Source organism: Streptomyces sp. NPDC013187 (genome assembly GCF_042899705.1).
Classification (GTDB): Bacteria; Actinomycetota; Actinomycetes; order Streptomycetales; family Streptomycetaceae; genus Streptomyces; species Streptomyces hawaiiensis_A.
In genome coordinates, this window is the sequence record NZ_JBIBAF010000003.1 from 489,929 (window position 1) to 504,529 (window position 14,601).

At 69.2% G+C, this 14,601-nt stretch carries 10 protein-coding genes; 5 read left to right on the top strand and 5 right to left on the bottom strand.

Features of this window, described 5'->3' with window-relative positions; genetic code table 11:
* Positions 1 to 11 precede the first annotated feature (11 nt).
* The 5 genes from ACFY5B_RS08105 to ACFY5B_RS08125 form a co-directional block, all read right to left on the bottom strand.
* Positions 12 to 926: a carbohydrate ABC transporter permease gene (locus ACFY5B_RS08105; RefSeq protein WP_389966164.1), complete on the bottom strand. Its 915-nt coding sequence runs from the start codon at positions 924 to 926 to the stop codon at positions 12 to 14.
* Positions 926 to 1,810, bottom strand: a complete 885-nt coding sequence (locus ACFY5B_RS08110) for a carbohydrate ABC transporter permease (protein ID WP_389966167.1) — start codon at positions 1,808 to 1,810, stop codon at positions 926 to 928. The genes ACFY5B_RS08105 and ACFY5B_RS08110 overlap by 1 nt, the downstream gene beginning before the upstream one ends.
* A gap of 8 nt (positions 1,811 to 1,818) precedes the next feature.
* On the bottom strand, positions 1,819 to 3,156 hold the full coding sequence (locus ACFY5B_RS08115) for an ABC transporter substrate-binding protein (protein ID WP_389966170.1): 1,338 nt from the start codon (positions 3,154 to 3,156) through the stop codon (positions 1,819 to 1,821).
* 406 nt (positions 3,157 to 3,562) lie between these two features.
* A complete protein-coding gene (locus ACFY5B_RS08120; protein WP_389966172.1) occupies positions 3,563 to 4,651 on the bottom strand; it encodes a LacI family DNA-binding transcriptional regulator in 1,089 nt (362 codons plus the stop codon).
* Positions 4,652 to 5,013: 362 nt separating this feature from the next.
* The gene (locus ACFY5B_RS08125; RefSeq protein ID WP_389966175.1) at positions 5,014 to 6,027 is read right to left on the bottom strand and encodes a hydroxyacid dehydrogenase; all 1,014 of its coding nucleotides are present in this window, start codon (positions 6,025 to 6,027) and stop codon (positions 5,014 to 5,016) included.
* A 426-nt stretch (positions 6,028 to 6,453) separates the two neighbouring features.
* Between ACFY5B_RS08125 and ACFY5B_RS08130 the strand changes: the two genes are divergently transcribed.
* From ACFY5B_RS08130 to ACFY5B_RS08150, 5 genes are all read left to right on the top strand, one after another.
* Positions 6,454 to 7,803, top strand: a complete 1,350-nt coding sequence (locus ACFY5B_RS08130) for an extracellular solute-binding protein (RefSeq protein ID WP_389966178.1) — start codon at positions 6,454 to 6,456, stop codon at positions 7,801 to 7,803.
* The gene (locus ACFY5B_RS08135; protein WP_389966181.1) at positions 7,800 to 8,795 is read left to right on the top strand and encodes a carbohydrate ABC transporter permease; all 996 of its coding nucleotides are present in this window, start codon (positions 7,800 to 7,802) and stop codon (positions 8,793 to 8,795) included. The genes ACFY5B_RS08130 and ACFY5B_RS08135 overlap by 4 nt, the downstream gene beginning before the upstream one ends.
* Entirely contained in the window at positions 8,792 to 9,655 is an 864-nt protein-coding gene (locus tag ACFY5B_RS08140; protein WP_389966184.1) for a carbohydrate ABC transporter permease, read from the top strand. Before ACFY5B_RS08135 ends, ACFY5B_RS08140 begins: the two co-directional genes overlap by 4 nt.
* A 34-nt stretch (positions 9,656 to 9,689) precedes the next feature.
* Positions 9,690 to 11,219 carry a glycosyl hydrolase family 28 protein gene (locus ACFY5B_RS08145; protein ID WP_389966187.1) on the top strand — a complete coding sequence of 510 codons (1,530 nt, stop codon included), beginning with the start codon at positions 9,690 to 9,692 and terminating at the stop codon, positions 11,217 to 11,219.
* An 83-nt stretch (positions 11,220 to 11,302) separates the two neighbouring features.
* A complete protein-coding gene (locus ACFY5B_RS08150; protein ID WP_389966468.1) occupies positions 11,303 to 14,587 on the top strand; it encodes an alginate lyase family protein in 3,285 nt (1,094 codons plus the stop codon).
* Positions 14,588 to 14,601: the final 14 nt, after the last annotated feature.

A 14,601-nucleotide genomic window follows, 5' to 3' on the forward strand; every position in this document is an offset into this window, starting at 1 on the left:
GCGAAGGGGTCTCACTTGAGGGCGCCGAGGGTCACACCGGTCCGCCAGTAGCGGCGCATGGCGACCATCATGATCCCCATCGGGACGATGGACAGCAGCGCGCCGGTCAGCACCAGCCCGGTCAGGTCGATGCCGGACTCCAGCCGCGTGCCGGTCCAGTTGTAGAGACCGAGGTTGAGCGTCCAGTTCTCCTTGCCGCGCAGCACGGTCAGTGGCAGGAAGAAGGCGTTCCAGGTGTTGACGAAGGCCAGCAGGAACACCGTCGCGCCGCCCGTCGTCATCATCCGTAGCACGATGCTGAAGAAGATCCGCAGCTCCCCGGCACCGTCGATCCGGGCCGCCTCCAGCAGCTCGTAGGGAATCGTCGCCTCGGTGTACACCTTGGCCAGGTACACACTGAACGGGTTGATCAGGCAGGGGATCAGCATCGCCCACGGTGTGTCCACCATGCCGATCGCGGAGAACAGCAGATACAGCGGCAGCGTCAGCAGCGCGATCGGGATCAGGAACGAGCCCACGACACACGCGAAGATCGCGTTGCGCCCGGGGAAGTCGAAGCGGGCCAGTCCGTAACCGGTTGCGAGGGCGATCAGCGTTCCGCCGAGCGAGCCGACACCCGCGTACAGGAACGAGTTGGCCGTCCACCGCAGGAAGATCCCGTCCTGGTACGTGAACACCTGATGCAGGTTGTCCCACAGGTGCCAGCCCGAGAACCACAGGCCGTTGCTCTGGTACAGCGCCGTACGGTCCTTCGTCGCCGCGACGATCAGCCACCAGACCGGGAACAGACTGTAGGCGCTGGCGAGCACCAGCCCGACGAGGAGGAAGCGCTGGCCGCCCCGTCCACGGGAGGCCGGGTCGGGCTCGGACAGCCGCCGCACGCCACGGACCTGCGGCCGCTCGGTCGTCCGCTCGGTCAGCGTCATCAGTCGGCCTCCTTCGAGGTGAGCCGGTAGAAGAGGAAGGAGGCGATGCCCAGGATCAGGGCAAGGAGCACCGACAGGGCGGCCGCGTAGTTGTAGTTGCCCGCGTTGAACGCCTGGTTGTAGATGATCATGATCGGGGTGAAGCTGTCGCTGACCGTCTGCGGAGTGATGTTCCGGAACAGCGCAGGCTCGTTGAAGATCTGCAGCATCTGGATGATCGACAGCAGACCCGTCAGGACCAGCGCCCCACGCACGAACGGGATCTTGATACTGCGCGCGATCCGCAGCTCGGAGGCGCCGTCCAGCCGGGCCGCCTCGAACAGCTCCCGGGGCACGCCCTGCAGCGCCGAGTAGATGATCACCATGTTGTAGCCGATGCCGTGCCAGGTCAGCAGATTGCCGATGGACGGCCACACCATCGACGGTGCGAAGAAGTTCCAGTCGAGGCCGAGGGGCTTGCCGATCGCGGTGAGCGGGCCGACGTCGGGGCTGTAGAGGTTGACCCACACGATCGCCGCGACCACGCCCGGGATCATGTACGGCACCAGCAGCACGATCCGGAACCTGCTCGCCACCCGGGACGTCAGCGCGTCCAGGAACAGCGCCAGCAACAGGCTGATCAGCAGCATCACCGGGATCTGGACACAGGCGAAGAGCACCACCCGCAGGATGGAGTTCACGAACGCCGAGTCCGTCAGCCCCTGGGTGTAGTTGTCGAGCCCGACGAACTCCGTCGTGGCGCCACCCAGACCGAGCCCGGACTGCTTCTCCGTGAACAGTGACTCGTAGACCGCGTAGCCGATCGGAAGCAGATACAGAAACAGGAAGCCGAGCTGGAAAGGCACCGTGAAGGCGGCGCCTTTCCAGCGCATGGAGCGAATCATCGAGTGCCTCAGCCCTTGACGCTGATACCGCGGGACTTCAGGTCCTTCACCGTCCACTCCTGCATGTGCGCGAGCAGGTCGGTGACCTTCTCCTGCTTGTTGACGACCTTGGCCCAGCCCGCCTGGAGCTCGGTGAACATCGCCGTCCAGTTGGGCCCGAAGGTCCAGTCGGTGGTGACCGTTCCCAGACTGTCCGTCACGACCTTCTGCGCCGGCTCGTAGTTCTTCCCGAGCAGCTTCTGCGAGATCGACTCACCGACGTAGGAACCGCTGTCCTTCAGTGCCGGCATCACGCCGTTGCCGGTCTCCGGGCTCGCCATCGTCTTGACCGCGTCCTGGTTCGTCGACATCCACAGCGCCGCCTGGGCCGCCTGCTTCTGGTCCTTGCACTGCTTGGTCACCAGGGTCACGCTGCCGGTCAGGTTCGTGCCGGCCGGTGTCTTCGCCGCCTCGCCCTGGTACGCCGGCCAGGGCGCGAGCGCCCAGTCGCCGAAGGACTTGGTGAAGTTCTGCACCATCCCGGCCATCTGCCAGGTGGAGATCTGCCGGGTCGCGGTGGCACCGCTGTCGTAACTGCGCTGCACGGCCGCGTAGTCGGCGAAGGACAGCTTGGCGTTCAGGTCGTTGTCGATGATCTCCTGGATCACCTTCGCGGCCTTCAGGGTGCCCTCGTCCTGGAAGTCCACCTTCCAGGCGTTGCCGTCGATCGCGTACCAGTGCGCCCCGGCCTGCATCGCGAGCACCTCAAGGGTGCTGGGGTCCTCACCGGCGTAGTTCGTGATCTTGATGTTGTGCTTCTTCAGGACCTTGCCGGCGGCGATGACGTCGTCCCAGGTCGCCGGAGGCTTGAGCCCGTACTTCTTGAAGATGTCCGTGCGGTAGATCGTGAACTGGGGCGCCGAGCTGGTGGGAACGCCGTAGAGCTTGCCCTGCACCTGCGCGCTCGCCCAGGCACCGGTGTTGAACTTGTCCTTCTCGCCCTCGACGTAACTCGTGATGTCGGCGAGTGCGCCCTGCGACACCCAGCTGGTGACGTACTCGGCGGTGTTCTGCACCAGACAGGGGGCGTTGCCGGCCTTCACCGCGTTGGTCAGCTGCTTCTGCATGGTCAGCTGGTCGGTGACCTTCGTGTACTTCAGCTGGACGTCCTTGTGCGAGGCGTTGAACGTCTTGACGACCGCCTCCTGGCCGTTGGCCCAGCCCCAGAAGGGGAGGGTGACCGGGCCGGACTCCGACGCCGCGTCGTCACCCGAGTCGGAACCGCCGCAGGCGGAGAGCAGACCTGTCAGCGCGATACCCGCGACAGCGGCGGAGGCGAACCTTCTCCGGGGGCTGGTGAAGTTCATCTGACCGTGATCCTTCGGAATAGGGCGTTCTCAGAACGAGAGGACGGCGGCGGCTCAGGCTGTCGACCGGGAACGGCGGCCGGAAAAGCGTCGGCTCGCGGTGGTGGGGGGTTCGGCCAAGCGGAAGCTGTAGTAAGCGGTTGCTGGGACGTTAGGCGGATGTGTCCGCTCATAGCAAGAGGTGCGCGGCAATTTGTTGCGGCGGGCGGTCCGGGACGAGTCCGGCCGGTCGCACGGGAGTGTCGCCGTCGTGCTGAACAGATCCGCAGGTCAACGCCGGGTGACAGGGGGCGCGCCGACGTGCGGCGGGCAGGGTGAAGGGCCTCAGGACGAGGCTCGACATTCGAGTAACCGGTTACGTAACGCTCTCTGCGAGGGTGCGCGCCGGTTGCCCCGGGCTCGGGCGCTACCCGCGGCGAGCGGGCGGCTGGACCGAGTTGCGGACCACGACATGGGTGCCCAGGATCAGATGGTCGCCGTCGGCGCCCTTGCGGCGGCCCGCGCCCCCCTCGCGCCGGTCGGCCACCGCCCGCAGCGCGACCCGGCCCATCTCCTCGTACGGCACGTGCACCGTGGTCAGTTGGGGTGTGAGCTGCGAGGCCAGCGGGATGTCGTCGTAGCCGACGATCGAGACGTCCTCGGGCACCCGCAGCCCCGCCGCGCGCAGGGCCTGCATGGCACCCGCGGCGACCACGTCCGTCCCGGCGAGCACCGCGGTGAAGTCCGGCGTCTCGTGCAGAGCCGCCTCGACGGCCTCGTACCCGTGGTCGTAGTCGTACGGGCCGTGCCGGACCAGCCCCGGGTCGAACTGCACCCCGTACGCCTCGAAGGCCCGCTGAGCACCCCGCAACCGGCCCTGCGCGGTGGTCAGTTCGGCGTGACCCGGCAGGACGAGGACGCGGCGGTGCCCCGCCGAGAGCAGGTGGCTGGCCATCGCGTAGGCGCCGCCCTCGTTGTCGTAGTCGACGGTCGTCGCCGGGACGTCGCCCTCCAGCGGGGGGCGGCCCACCAGGACCAGATGCGAGCCGGCCGCGTCCAGGGAACGGGCGAAGCGGGCCATGCGCAGCTGGTACTCGTCGTAGTCGTAGGCACCGCCGAGAAGGATCACCGCGGCGACGCCCTGCTGGCGCATGAGGTTCACCAGCGCGAGCTCCCGCTCGGGGTCGTCGCCGGTCGTTCCGACCAGGGAGAGCCAGCCGCGCAGGGTGGCGGCGCCCTCGACACCCTTGGCCACGTGGGCGAAGGCGGCGCCGGTGATGTTGTTGATGAGGATCGCCACCGTCGGGGTGCCGCCGCCGGCGAGCGAACGGGCATGGGCGTTGGTGACGTAGTCCAGGTCCCGGACCACCTTCATCACCCGGCGGCGCAGCTCCTCCGACACCGGGTAGTTGCCCGACAGCACCCGCGAGACGCTGGCGACGGAGACGCCCGCGCGCTCCGCGACGTCACGGATGGTCGCCCGGCCGGCGTCGCTCGTCGCCTTGCGCTGACTCACCCTTGCGGCTCCTTCGCGGTAGTGGTCCGGTCCGTTGTGGTCCGGTTGTCGCGGTCCGGCCCGTGGCGGACCGGTGCGGTGCGGCCGCTGTGCTGCGGCCGCGGGCCGGAGGCCGTGGCGTCCCGGGTCCCGGCGCACCGGGCCGTGGGGCGCCGGGCCGTGGTGCGCCGGGCAATGATGCCCCGGCCCCCCGTGCCTCAGTCCGCCGTTGCCTGGCCCGCCGGGTCGTAGAGCCGGTTGTGACGGCCCCGGGGCCCTCGGTGCGGAAACCGTATCCCATCATTACTCCAGGCCGGCGGGCCTGTGGACAACGGGCGCCTCGGTCCGCCGCCGCGCTGTCACGCACCCGCGCCGGATCCGCCTCACGCCACCCGCGCCAGATCCGCGTGCCGCACCTCGTGGACCGGCGGCACGCCCGCCGCCAGACGCTCCAGTTCCTCGACGACGATGCGTCCGAGCCGCTCCAGCTCGTTGCCGAGGGAGCCGGCGATGTGCGGGGTGAGGAACACGTTGGGCAGCTGATACAGCGGCGATCCGGCGGGCAGCGGCTCCGGATCGGTCACGTCCAGCACCGCGCGCAGCCGGCCGGAGACCAGCTCTTCGGTGAGCGCCTCGTGGTCGACCAGCGCGCCGCGGGCGGTGTTGACGAGCACACCTCCGTCCCGCACCAGGGCGAGCCGGTCGCGGTCGAGCATGTGATGGGTCGCCGGGATGTCGGGGGCGTGCAGGCTCACGATGTCGCTGCGGCGGAGCAGATCCTCCAGCGACAGCGACTCGGCACCGAGGGCGGCGGCCTCTGCGGGGCTCACGTAGGGGTCGTGCAGCAGGACGGTGAGGTCGAACGGCCGCAGCAGTTCCAGCAGCCGCCGTCCCACACGCGAGGCGCCGATGACGCCGACACGACGGCCGAGGTTGCCGGTCGCCGCCGTCTCGGCGGGGCCCGGGTAGGCGTGGGTCCGGCGGAAGCGCTCGCGGTGGTCGAAGGCGTCCTTGCCCAGCAGAAGGATCATCGCGAGCGTGTACTCCGCGACCGGCAGGGCGTTGCCCGTCACCGCGCTGGACACCGTGACCCCGCGGTCCCACAGAGCCTCCCCGACCAGGGAGCGGACCGAGCCGGCCGCGTGCAGCACGGCGCCGAGCCGCGGAGCCGCCGTGAGGACGCCGGCGTCCAGGTGCGGGCAGCCCCAGCCGGTGATCAGTACCTCGGCCGAGGCCAGGGCGGCGGAGCCGGCCGGATCGGCGAAGTCCCGTACCACCAGCCCGGGATCGATGTCGGCCGTGCGCCTCAGCCGCTCCATCAGCGGCGGAGGGAAGAGCAGCGGGAGGTGAACCGGGTCCATCGCGAACACGGCCCGCGGCAGCTGAGGGCTGGGCATGACTCTCCTGGAGCAGAGGATGGAAACAGTTTCAGAAAGCGCCTTCTACCGTAGATCTGTCAGGAAGCGGCGGTCAATCGCCCGTCGGGGGCGTCCTTGAGGGGTCGGGTAGGGGGCGATCCTCGTGCCTCAGCTCCGCGAGAGCGACGTCCTCGGAAATCGATTACTACGATTTCGGTGGCGGAGAGTCAGACCCGGACGGGGCTTCCGCATCGCTGAGCAGCGGTGAAGGCCTGCGACGCAACCGGTTCCCGCCGCACAGTGTTTTCGAAAATTCGCTCAGGCTCTTGACGCGCCATCTGGCCCGGAAGAAGCTCTGCCCGACGCGTAGCAACCGGTTGCCACAGTGATTCCCCCGGTCCGCGTCCCGAGCGTTCCGGCATGCGACCGGCATGCCGAACAGCAAGAGCAGGAGGTGGTGCGTCCATGCACCCACGTGCCGGTGCATCCCTGAGCCGCCGCCGGTTCCTCGCCCTTTCGGCATCCGGTGCCGCGACCGGCGCGGCAGCGCTGAGCGGCTGCGCGATGCGGGTTTCCAGCGGTGTCAGCGGCGGCGGCGAGACCGTCACGGTGATGGCCAAGCCCGACGACATCTCCCCGGAGCTGGTCCGGCAGGCCCGTGAGGAGATCGGCGTCGAGATCGTCACGGTGCGGTACGACATCACCAAGCTCATCGGCATGATGACCAACGGCGCCCCGCCCGACCTGGTGCGCGGCGTCGGCGCCTCGGACGCGCCCTACTTCGCGGCACGCGACGTGATGGAGGACCTGGACCCCTATTTCGCCCGGAGCCACGTCCTCAGGGCCGCCGACCTCGACCCGGTCAACGACCTGTGGCGCTACGACGGCCGCACGCAGGGCAAGGGCCCCCGCTACGGCATGGCGAAGGACTTCTCGCAGGACTCCATGTTCTGGTACAACACCGCCCTCTTCGACGAGGCGGGGGTCGGCCACCCGCCGGAGACCGAACCGGCCACCTACGAGGAGTGGCTGGAGGACGCCAGGCGGCTCACCCGGCGCAGGAACGGCCAGACGACCGTCTTCGGCGGCAGCTACCAGGGCGTGCTCACTCCCAACCTGCTGGCGAGCCTGACGGCGTCCGCCGGAGGCGACCTCTTCACCGACGACTTCTCCCGGATCGACTTCACCACCCCCGAGGCCCGCAAAGCCCTGGCCTGGTACGTCGAGTACGGCCGGAGCCGGGTCGGGCCCAGCATCGTCCAGCCCGACCCCAACGCCTGGGACGGCCCGACGTACCAGGCGGGCCGGATGGCCATGTCCAACTCCGGCTACTGGCTGGGCGGTCTGATCAACACCGACAAGAAGCTGGCGCCCCTGTCACGGCTCGCCCCGGCCCCGCTCTTCGCGGGCGGCCGACGGGTCAGTCCCTGCCAGGCCGGAACCGGATTCTGGATGCCGAAGAAGGCGAAGAACAAGGACGCCGCCTGGCGGGTCTTCGAGTGGTTCTTCGGCGAGGGACCGGCCAGGGCCCGCACCTCCGGCGGCTGGGGCATCCCCACTCTGAAGTCCCTGCGCCCGCTGATGCCCGCCCGGGAGGACTACCAGAAGCGGGTGCTGAAGGTGCAGAACGCCGAGCTGAAGCACTTCTCGGTGATCGCTTTCACGCCCTACGCCTCGGCGGACTCGCTCTACGCCCTCTTCAACCAGGAGGCACCGGCAGCGATGAACGGACACATGTCCGTCGACGCCCTCGCGGGCCGCCTGAACTCCGTCATGAACGAGCAGCTGAAGCGCGGGAAGGAGCAGGTGGGATGACGGTCGACCAGATATCCGTCTCCGGGCGGCCCGGCGCGCCCGACACCATCGCCCGCAGGGCCCCGGCCGAGCGGCCCCGGGTCTCCATGACCGGCCGCAGGCATCGCGCTTTCTACCTGTTCACCGCACCCTGGATCATCGGTTTCCTGCTGCTGACCGTCGTGCCGATGGCGTACGCGCTGTGGCTGAGCTTCACCACGTACGACGGCATCTCGCCGCACTGGCGCCATGTCGGCCTCGGCAACTACACCGAGCTGTTCGGCGATCCGCAGACCTGGAGTTCCCTCGGCCGCACAGGCCTGTTCGCGGTCACCTCGGTGCCGCTGTCGATCATCGCGGGACTCGGCCTGGCCGTCCTGGTCAACCGGCCTATCAGGGCACGCGGACTGTTCCGCACCCTGCTCTATCTGCCGGCCGTGGTGCCACCGGTCGGTGCCGGTCTCACCTTCAAGGCGCTCTTCGACCAGAACTCCGGTGCGGCGAACGGTGTCCTCACCCTCTTCGGGTTCGACGCGCTCGGCTGGCTCGCCGACCCCTACGCCCGCTACGTGCTGCTGATGAGTGTGCTGTGGGCCGCCGGGAACGTCATGATCATCTCGCTGGCCGGGCTCCAGGACGTACCCCGCGAACTGCACGAGGCCGCCCGGATCGACGGAGCCGGCGCCTGGCGCACCTTCCGCAGCATCACCGTGCCACTGCTGTCGCCGGTGCTGCTCTTCCAGACCGTCACCGGTGTGATCGCGTCCGTGCAGACCATCATGCCGCTGCTGCTCACCCCGGACGGCACCACGGCGGGCGTCACCGCGCTGCCGCAGTCCAACTACCTCTACATGATGCACGTGTTCTCGCAGTACTTCGCGCTCGGCCGGTACGGCTACGCCTCCGCGCTGCTGTGGGTGCTCTTCGTCCTGATCCTCATCGCCACCGGGCTCATCTTCAGGTTCACGTCCGGCGTGGTGTTCTACAACGTCGACCCGGAGGCGAAGAAGTGACCGCCACCAGTCTTCCTCCCGAATCCGTGCCCCGGGTGCGGATACGTGCCGGCCGCCTGCTCCTCTACACGGTCCTCGTCGTCATCACCGGGCTGTTCGTCGGTCCGTTCGGCTGGCTGGTCCTCAGCGGCCTGAAGACCCCGGCGGAGCTGGCCGCCTCGCCCGTGCACTGGTTGCCCACCCACGTCCAGTGGCACAACTTCGCGGACGCCTTCAACCTGATCGACTTCCTCGGCTACGCCCGCAACTCCCTGATCATCGCGACCCTCTACGCCACCCTCGTCACCCTCAGCTCCGCCTGGGTCGGCTTCGGTTTCGCCCGGCTGGAGGCACCCGGGAAGAAGACGCTGTTCGGCATCCTCATCGGCTCGATGATGCTGCCGCAGATGATCACGCTGCTGCCGACCTACCTGATCTTCGCGAAGCTCGGCATGGTCGACACGTACTGGCCCTGGGTGCTCTGGGGCCTGGCCGCCGCCCCCTATCTGGTCTTCCTCTTCCGTCAGTTCTTCACCGGACTGCCCCGTGAGCTGGAGGAGGCCGCGATCGTCGACGGCTGCGGATACGGCACGATCTTCTGGCGCATCTTCCTGCCGCAGTCCTGGCCGGTGCTCTCCGCGAGCTTCGTGATCGCCTTCACCTGGTCCTGGGGCGACTACATCGCCCCTCAGCTGCTGCTCTCCACCGACCGGTCCACCCTCGCGGTGGCGGTCATGTCCACCTACGTCACCTCGGCCGGCACCCCGGTGGCCAACCTCCAGGCCGCGGGGTCCGTGATGTACGTCGTGCCGATCCTGCTGATCTTCCTGATCGCCCAGCGCGGGTTCGTCGCCGGGATGTCCACGACCGGACTGAAGTAACCCCTCCTACCGAACCTTTTGCAAGGAGTTGCGCATGAACTCGCCCCTGTCACGCCGGACCACCCTCCAGGCCGCCGGTGTCATCGCTGCCGCCGGCCTGGCCGGCAGCATCGCCGGCACCGCACAGGCCGCCGCGGCGGAGAACGGCACCACCGGCGACAGAGTGGTCATCCACCCCACGCTTCCGAAGGTGCCTGTCAACAACTCCTTCACCGTCAAGGTCCGGCCCCTCGGCGGCACCTGGCAGAAGCTCGGCGTCTACCTCGCCAAGCTCGCACTGATCGACGCGAACACCGGCAGCAACAGAGCCCAGAGCTCCTCCTGGGCCGCCTTCGACTTCTCCGGCACGGTCGAGGTCGAGGTCACGTACAACCCGGGCGGCGGCGAGAAGGTCCGCGTCCGCCCGGACTCGTACGGCATCAAGCCCGAAGTGCTCGGCAGCACCGCGCGCTTCACCGTGGACCGGCCCCGCAACCTCGTCGTCCAGATCGACGACAAGATCTTCGACTGCCTGCACCTGTTCGCGAACCCGATCGAGCAGGACGTGCCCACCGAGGGTGACAAGAAGGTCATGTACTTCGGGCCGGGTCTGCACACCCACCCCGACCGAACCCTGAAGGTACCCACCGGTACCACCGTCTACCTGGCCCCGGGCGCCGTCCTCACCTCCAGCGTGATCTTCGAGGGGGTGGAGAACTGCCGGCTGATCGGCCGCGGCGTGGTCTACGACACGACCGGCGGAGCGGTCTTCGTCCGCAAGTGCGAGAACGTCACGATCGACGGCGTCACGATCCTCAACCCCCGGTACGAGAACATCAGGGTCGCCGAGTCCGAGAACCTCACCATCAAGAATCTGCGTGCCTTCAGTCACCAGGGATGGGGTGACGGCATCCAGCTCTACTGCTCCGAGAACGTCACGATCGACGGCTGCTTTCTGCGTACCTCCGACGACTGCGTCGCTCTCTACACCCACCGCTGGGACTTCTACGGCGACACCCGCAACATCACCGTCAAGAACTGCTCCCTCTGGGCCGACGTCGCCCACCCGATCAACATCGGCGTGCACGGCAATTCCGACACACCGGAGGTGCTGGAGAACCTGCGTTACGAGAACATCGACATCCTCGACCACCGCGAGCCGCAGGTGACCTACCAGGGCGCCATCGCCTTCATGGTCGGCGACAGCAACATCGTCCGGGACGTCAGGTTCGACGACATCCGCGTGGAGGACTTCCGCTGGGGCCAGCTCATCCACATGCGGATCGAGTACAACCCGAAGTACAACACGTCGGCAGGCCGCGGTATCGAGTCCGTCTACATCAAGGACCTCAGCTACAACGGCAAGAACGCCGACCTCTCGATCATCGCCGGCCTCGACGCGGAGCACGCGATCAAGGACGTCACCTTCGAGAACCTCCGCGTCAACGGCAGGGTGATCGCCGACAGTTCGGGCAAGCCGGCGTGGTATCTGGCTTCGGACGGCGTGCCCATGTTCGTCAACGAGCACGTGACGAACCTCAAGTTCCTCACCACCGCCGAGGCCGAGGCGGCGGCCGCGTCATGAGCACCGACCCCGTGAGAAACAGCGCCTTGAGCATTCCCGCACCGAGCCGCCGGGGCTTCCTCGGCGGTGCGGCCGCCGCCCTGATGCTGGCGTCGGGCGCGAGCGGGCTGCTCGCCCCGGGCACAGCCCGGGCCGCGGGCCGGGACGGCACCGCGCCGCGCTCCTTCACCCACCCCGGCCTGCTGCACAGCGCCGACGACCTGGCCCGGATGAAGGCCGCGGTCGCCGCCAGGGAAACCCCGGTCTACGACGGTTACCTCGCCCTCGCCGCCCACGCGCGTTCCAAGGCGACGTACGCCGTCCAGAACACGGGCCAGATCACCACCTGGGGCCGCGGGCCCACCAACTTCCAGAACCAGGCCGTCGCCGATTCGGCCGCCGCCTACCAGACCGCGCTGATGTGGTGCATCACCGGCGAGCGCGCCTACGCGGACAAGTCCCGGGACATCCTCAACGCCTGGTCGGCGTCCCTCATCGCCGTCACCGGCGCGGACGGGCCACTCGGCGCAGGACTCCAGGTCTTCAAGTTCGTCAACGCGGCCGAGTTGCTCCAGTACACCGGTTATGACGGCTGGACCGAGGAGGACATCGCCCGCTGCAAGGAGTCGTTGCTGCGCGTCTGGTATCCCGCGATCTCCGGTTACATGCTCTACGCCAACGGCAACTGGGACCTCACGGCCATCCAGTCGATCCTGGCCATCGGCGTGTTCTGCGAGGAGCCCACCCTCTTCGAGGACGCGCTCCGGTTCGCCGCCGCCGGGGCGGGCAACGGCAGTGTCCCGCACCGCATCGTCACGGACGCCGGACAGGGCCAGGAGTCCGGGCGCGACCAGGGGCACGAGCAACTCGCCGTCGGCCTGCTCGCGGACGCCGCGCAGGTCGCCTGGAACCAGGGCGTCGACCTGTACGCCTTCGACGGAAACCGGCTGCTGAAGAACGTCGAGTACGCCGCCCGCTACAACCTCGGCGGCGACGTGCCCTTCGTCCCCGACCTGGACCGCACCGGCAAGTACGTCAAGACGTCCGTCTCGGCGACGGGACGCGGCACCCTGCCCCCGATCTACGAGATGGCGTACGCGCACTACGCGGGCGTCCGCGGCCTCGACACACCCTTCACCGAGGCGGCCGTCTTCCGCGGCGGCGGCGGTGCCCGCGTGGTCGAGGGGAGCAACGACGACCTCCCCGGCTGGGGCACCCTCACCTTCGCCGGCACGAAGGCCCCGTCGCCGTCCGCGCCCACGGCTCCGGCCGGTGTCACGGCGGTGGGCGGCGACGGGTCCGTCACGCTGGCCTGGCTGCCGTCGGCGTGGGCCGAGTCGTACACCGTCCTGAGCGCAGCCGCCGCCGACGGGCCGTACGAGAAGCTCGCGACCGGGATCACCGACACGGCGTACACCGACCGCCCGGCCCGCCGGGGGCGCACCTCCTACTACAAGGTCGTCGCGGCCAACTCCCAGGGTCGGAGCGCCCGTTCGGCCTGGGCGGCGGCGGCCCCCGGGCTCCCCGGCCCGTGGAAGACCCGGGACGTCGGTGACGTGGAAATCCCCGGGTCGGCGCTTTTCGACGGGGAGCGGTTCGTGCTGGAGGCGTCGGGCACCGCCGACACCCACCGCCTGGCGTATCTGCCGCTGCGCGGCGACGGTACGGTCACGGCCCGGATCGTGTGGCCGCTCAGCTCCCAGTACTCCAAGATCGGCGTCACCGTGCAGGCCGCCCTGGACGCGGACGCCGCCCACGCGGCCATGCTGATCCAGGGCCTGCCGCTGCACACCTGGAGCGGTGTGTGGAGCGTGCGGGCGAAGGCCGGGGGAGCGGTCAGGGGTACCGGCAGCACACCCGTGCCGCCCTCACAACAGCCGGCCATCACGACCGGCGCCGCCTTCCCGATCTCATCCCTCGGTGACCTCCCCGAGTCGGCGACCCCGCTCCGGGCCCCGTACGTCGAGGGCGCCGGCGACGGCTACCGGCTGCGCATGCCTTACTGGGTCCGGGTGACCCGCCGGGGCGGCCGCTGCACAGGGGCCATCTCCGCGGACGGTGTCCACTGGACCGAAGTCGGCACCAGTGACGTCCAGTTGGGCAGAACGGCCTACGTCGGCCTCACCCTCACCTCCTGCCTCGGAGTCGACGAGGACTACGCCGAGACCGGAACCGGAGCCTTCGACAACGTCAGCGTCACCTCCCGCACGGGCGGTGAGGTCTGGTCCGTGCCACGCCCCGCCCGGGCCGCGGGCGACCTGCGGGCCATACCGGGCGCCGACGCGGTCGAGCTGGCCTGGACCGACCCGGATCTCTCGGCCCGCTACACCATCCTGCGCTCAACCTCCGCCGACGGCCCGTTCGAGACCCTCGCGAGCGACCTCGGCCCCGTGGGCTTCGGCACCCGCATCCGCTACGCCGACGCGACCGGCACACCCGGCACGACGTACCACTACGCGGTGGCGAAGACGAACCGCGCCGGACACGGCCCGCTGTCGGCTCCGGCGAAGGCGACCATGCCGACGCCCGCCACGCCCCGACTCACCTCGTCCACCGTGGCGTTCACGAACCGGGGCGCACCCTTCCAGCACCTCCTGCGTGCCACGCACGAACCCACCCGCTTCACCGCGAAGGGACTGCCCGACGGCCTGCGCCTCGATCGGCGCACCGGCCTGATCTCCGGAACCCCCACCCGGACCGGTGAGTTCACCGTCACCACCACCGCCGGCAACGCGGCCGGAGAGGCCACCGGCACGCTCACCCTCACGGTCGGCGACCCGCCGCCCGCCCCGTGGACCCATGGCGACCTGGGCGACGTCATCCTCGACGACCGCGCCTACGGCACCCTCGGCGTGGTCGCCGTCCAGACCCCCGGCAGCACCTCACACGAGGACGGCACCTTCGTGGTGCGGGGCGCCGGAACCGACCTCACCGTCAACAACCAGGGCATGACCGGCCAGTTCGTACGACGGCCCGTCAGCGGTGACTGCGAGGTCACCGTCCGCCTGGTCTCCCGCGCCGGAGCCACCGGCGACCGGGTGGGCCTGCTCATGGCCAAGTCCCTGTCGCCGTTCGACCTGGCGGCCGGGGCGATCGTGACCGGCGGCACGAGCGCCCAGCTGATGCTGCGCCCGACCGTCGCAGGAAAGTCCGGCTTCACGGGCAACGCGGCGGTCACCGTCCCCTGCCTGCTGCGGCTGAAGCGCACCGGGACGCACTTCACCGCATCCGCCTCGACCGACGACGGCGCCACCTTCACCCCCCTCGCCGACGGAGACATCCCCGGCTTCGGTGACGCCCCCTACTACGTGGGCCTCGTGGTCTGCTCCCGCGACCCCCTGGCCCGCAGCACCACCGAGTTCGACGAGGTGAGCATCACCCCCATGTAGTACTCCACGGATCG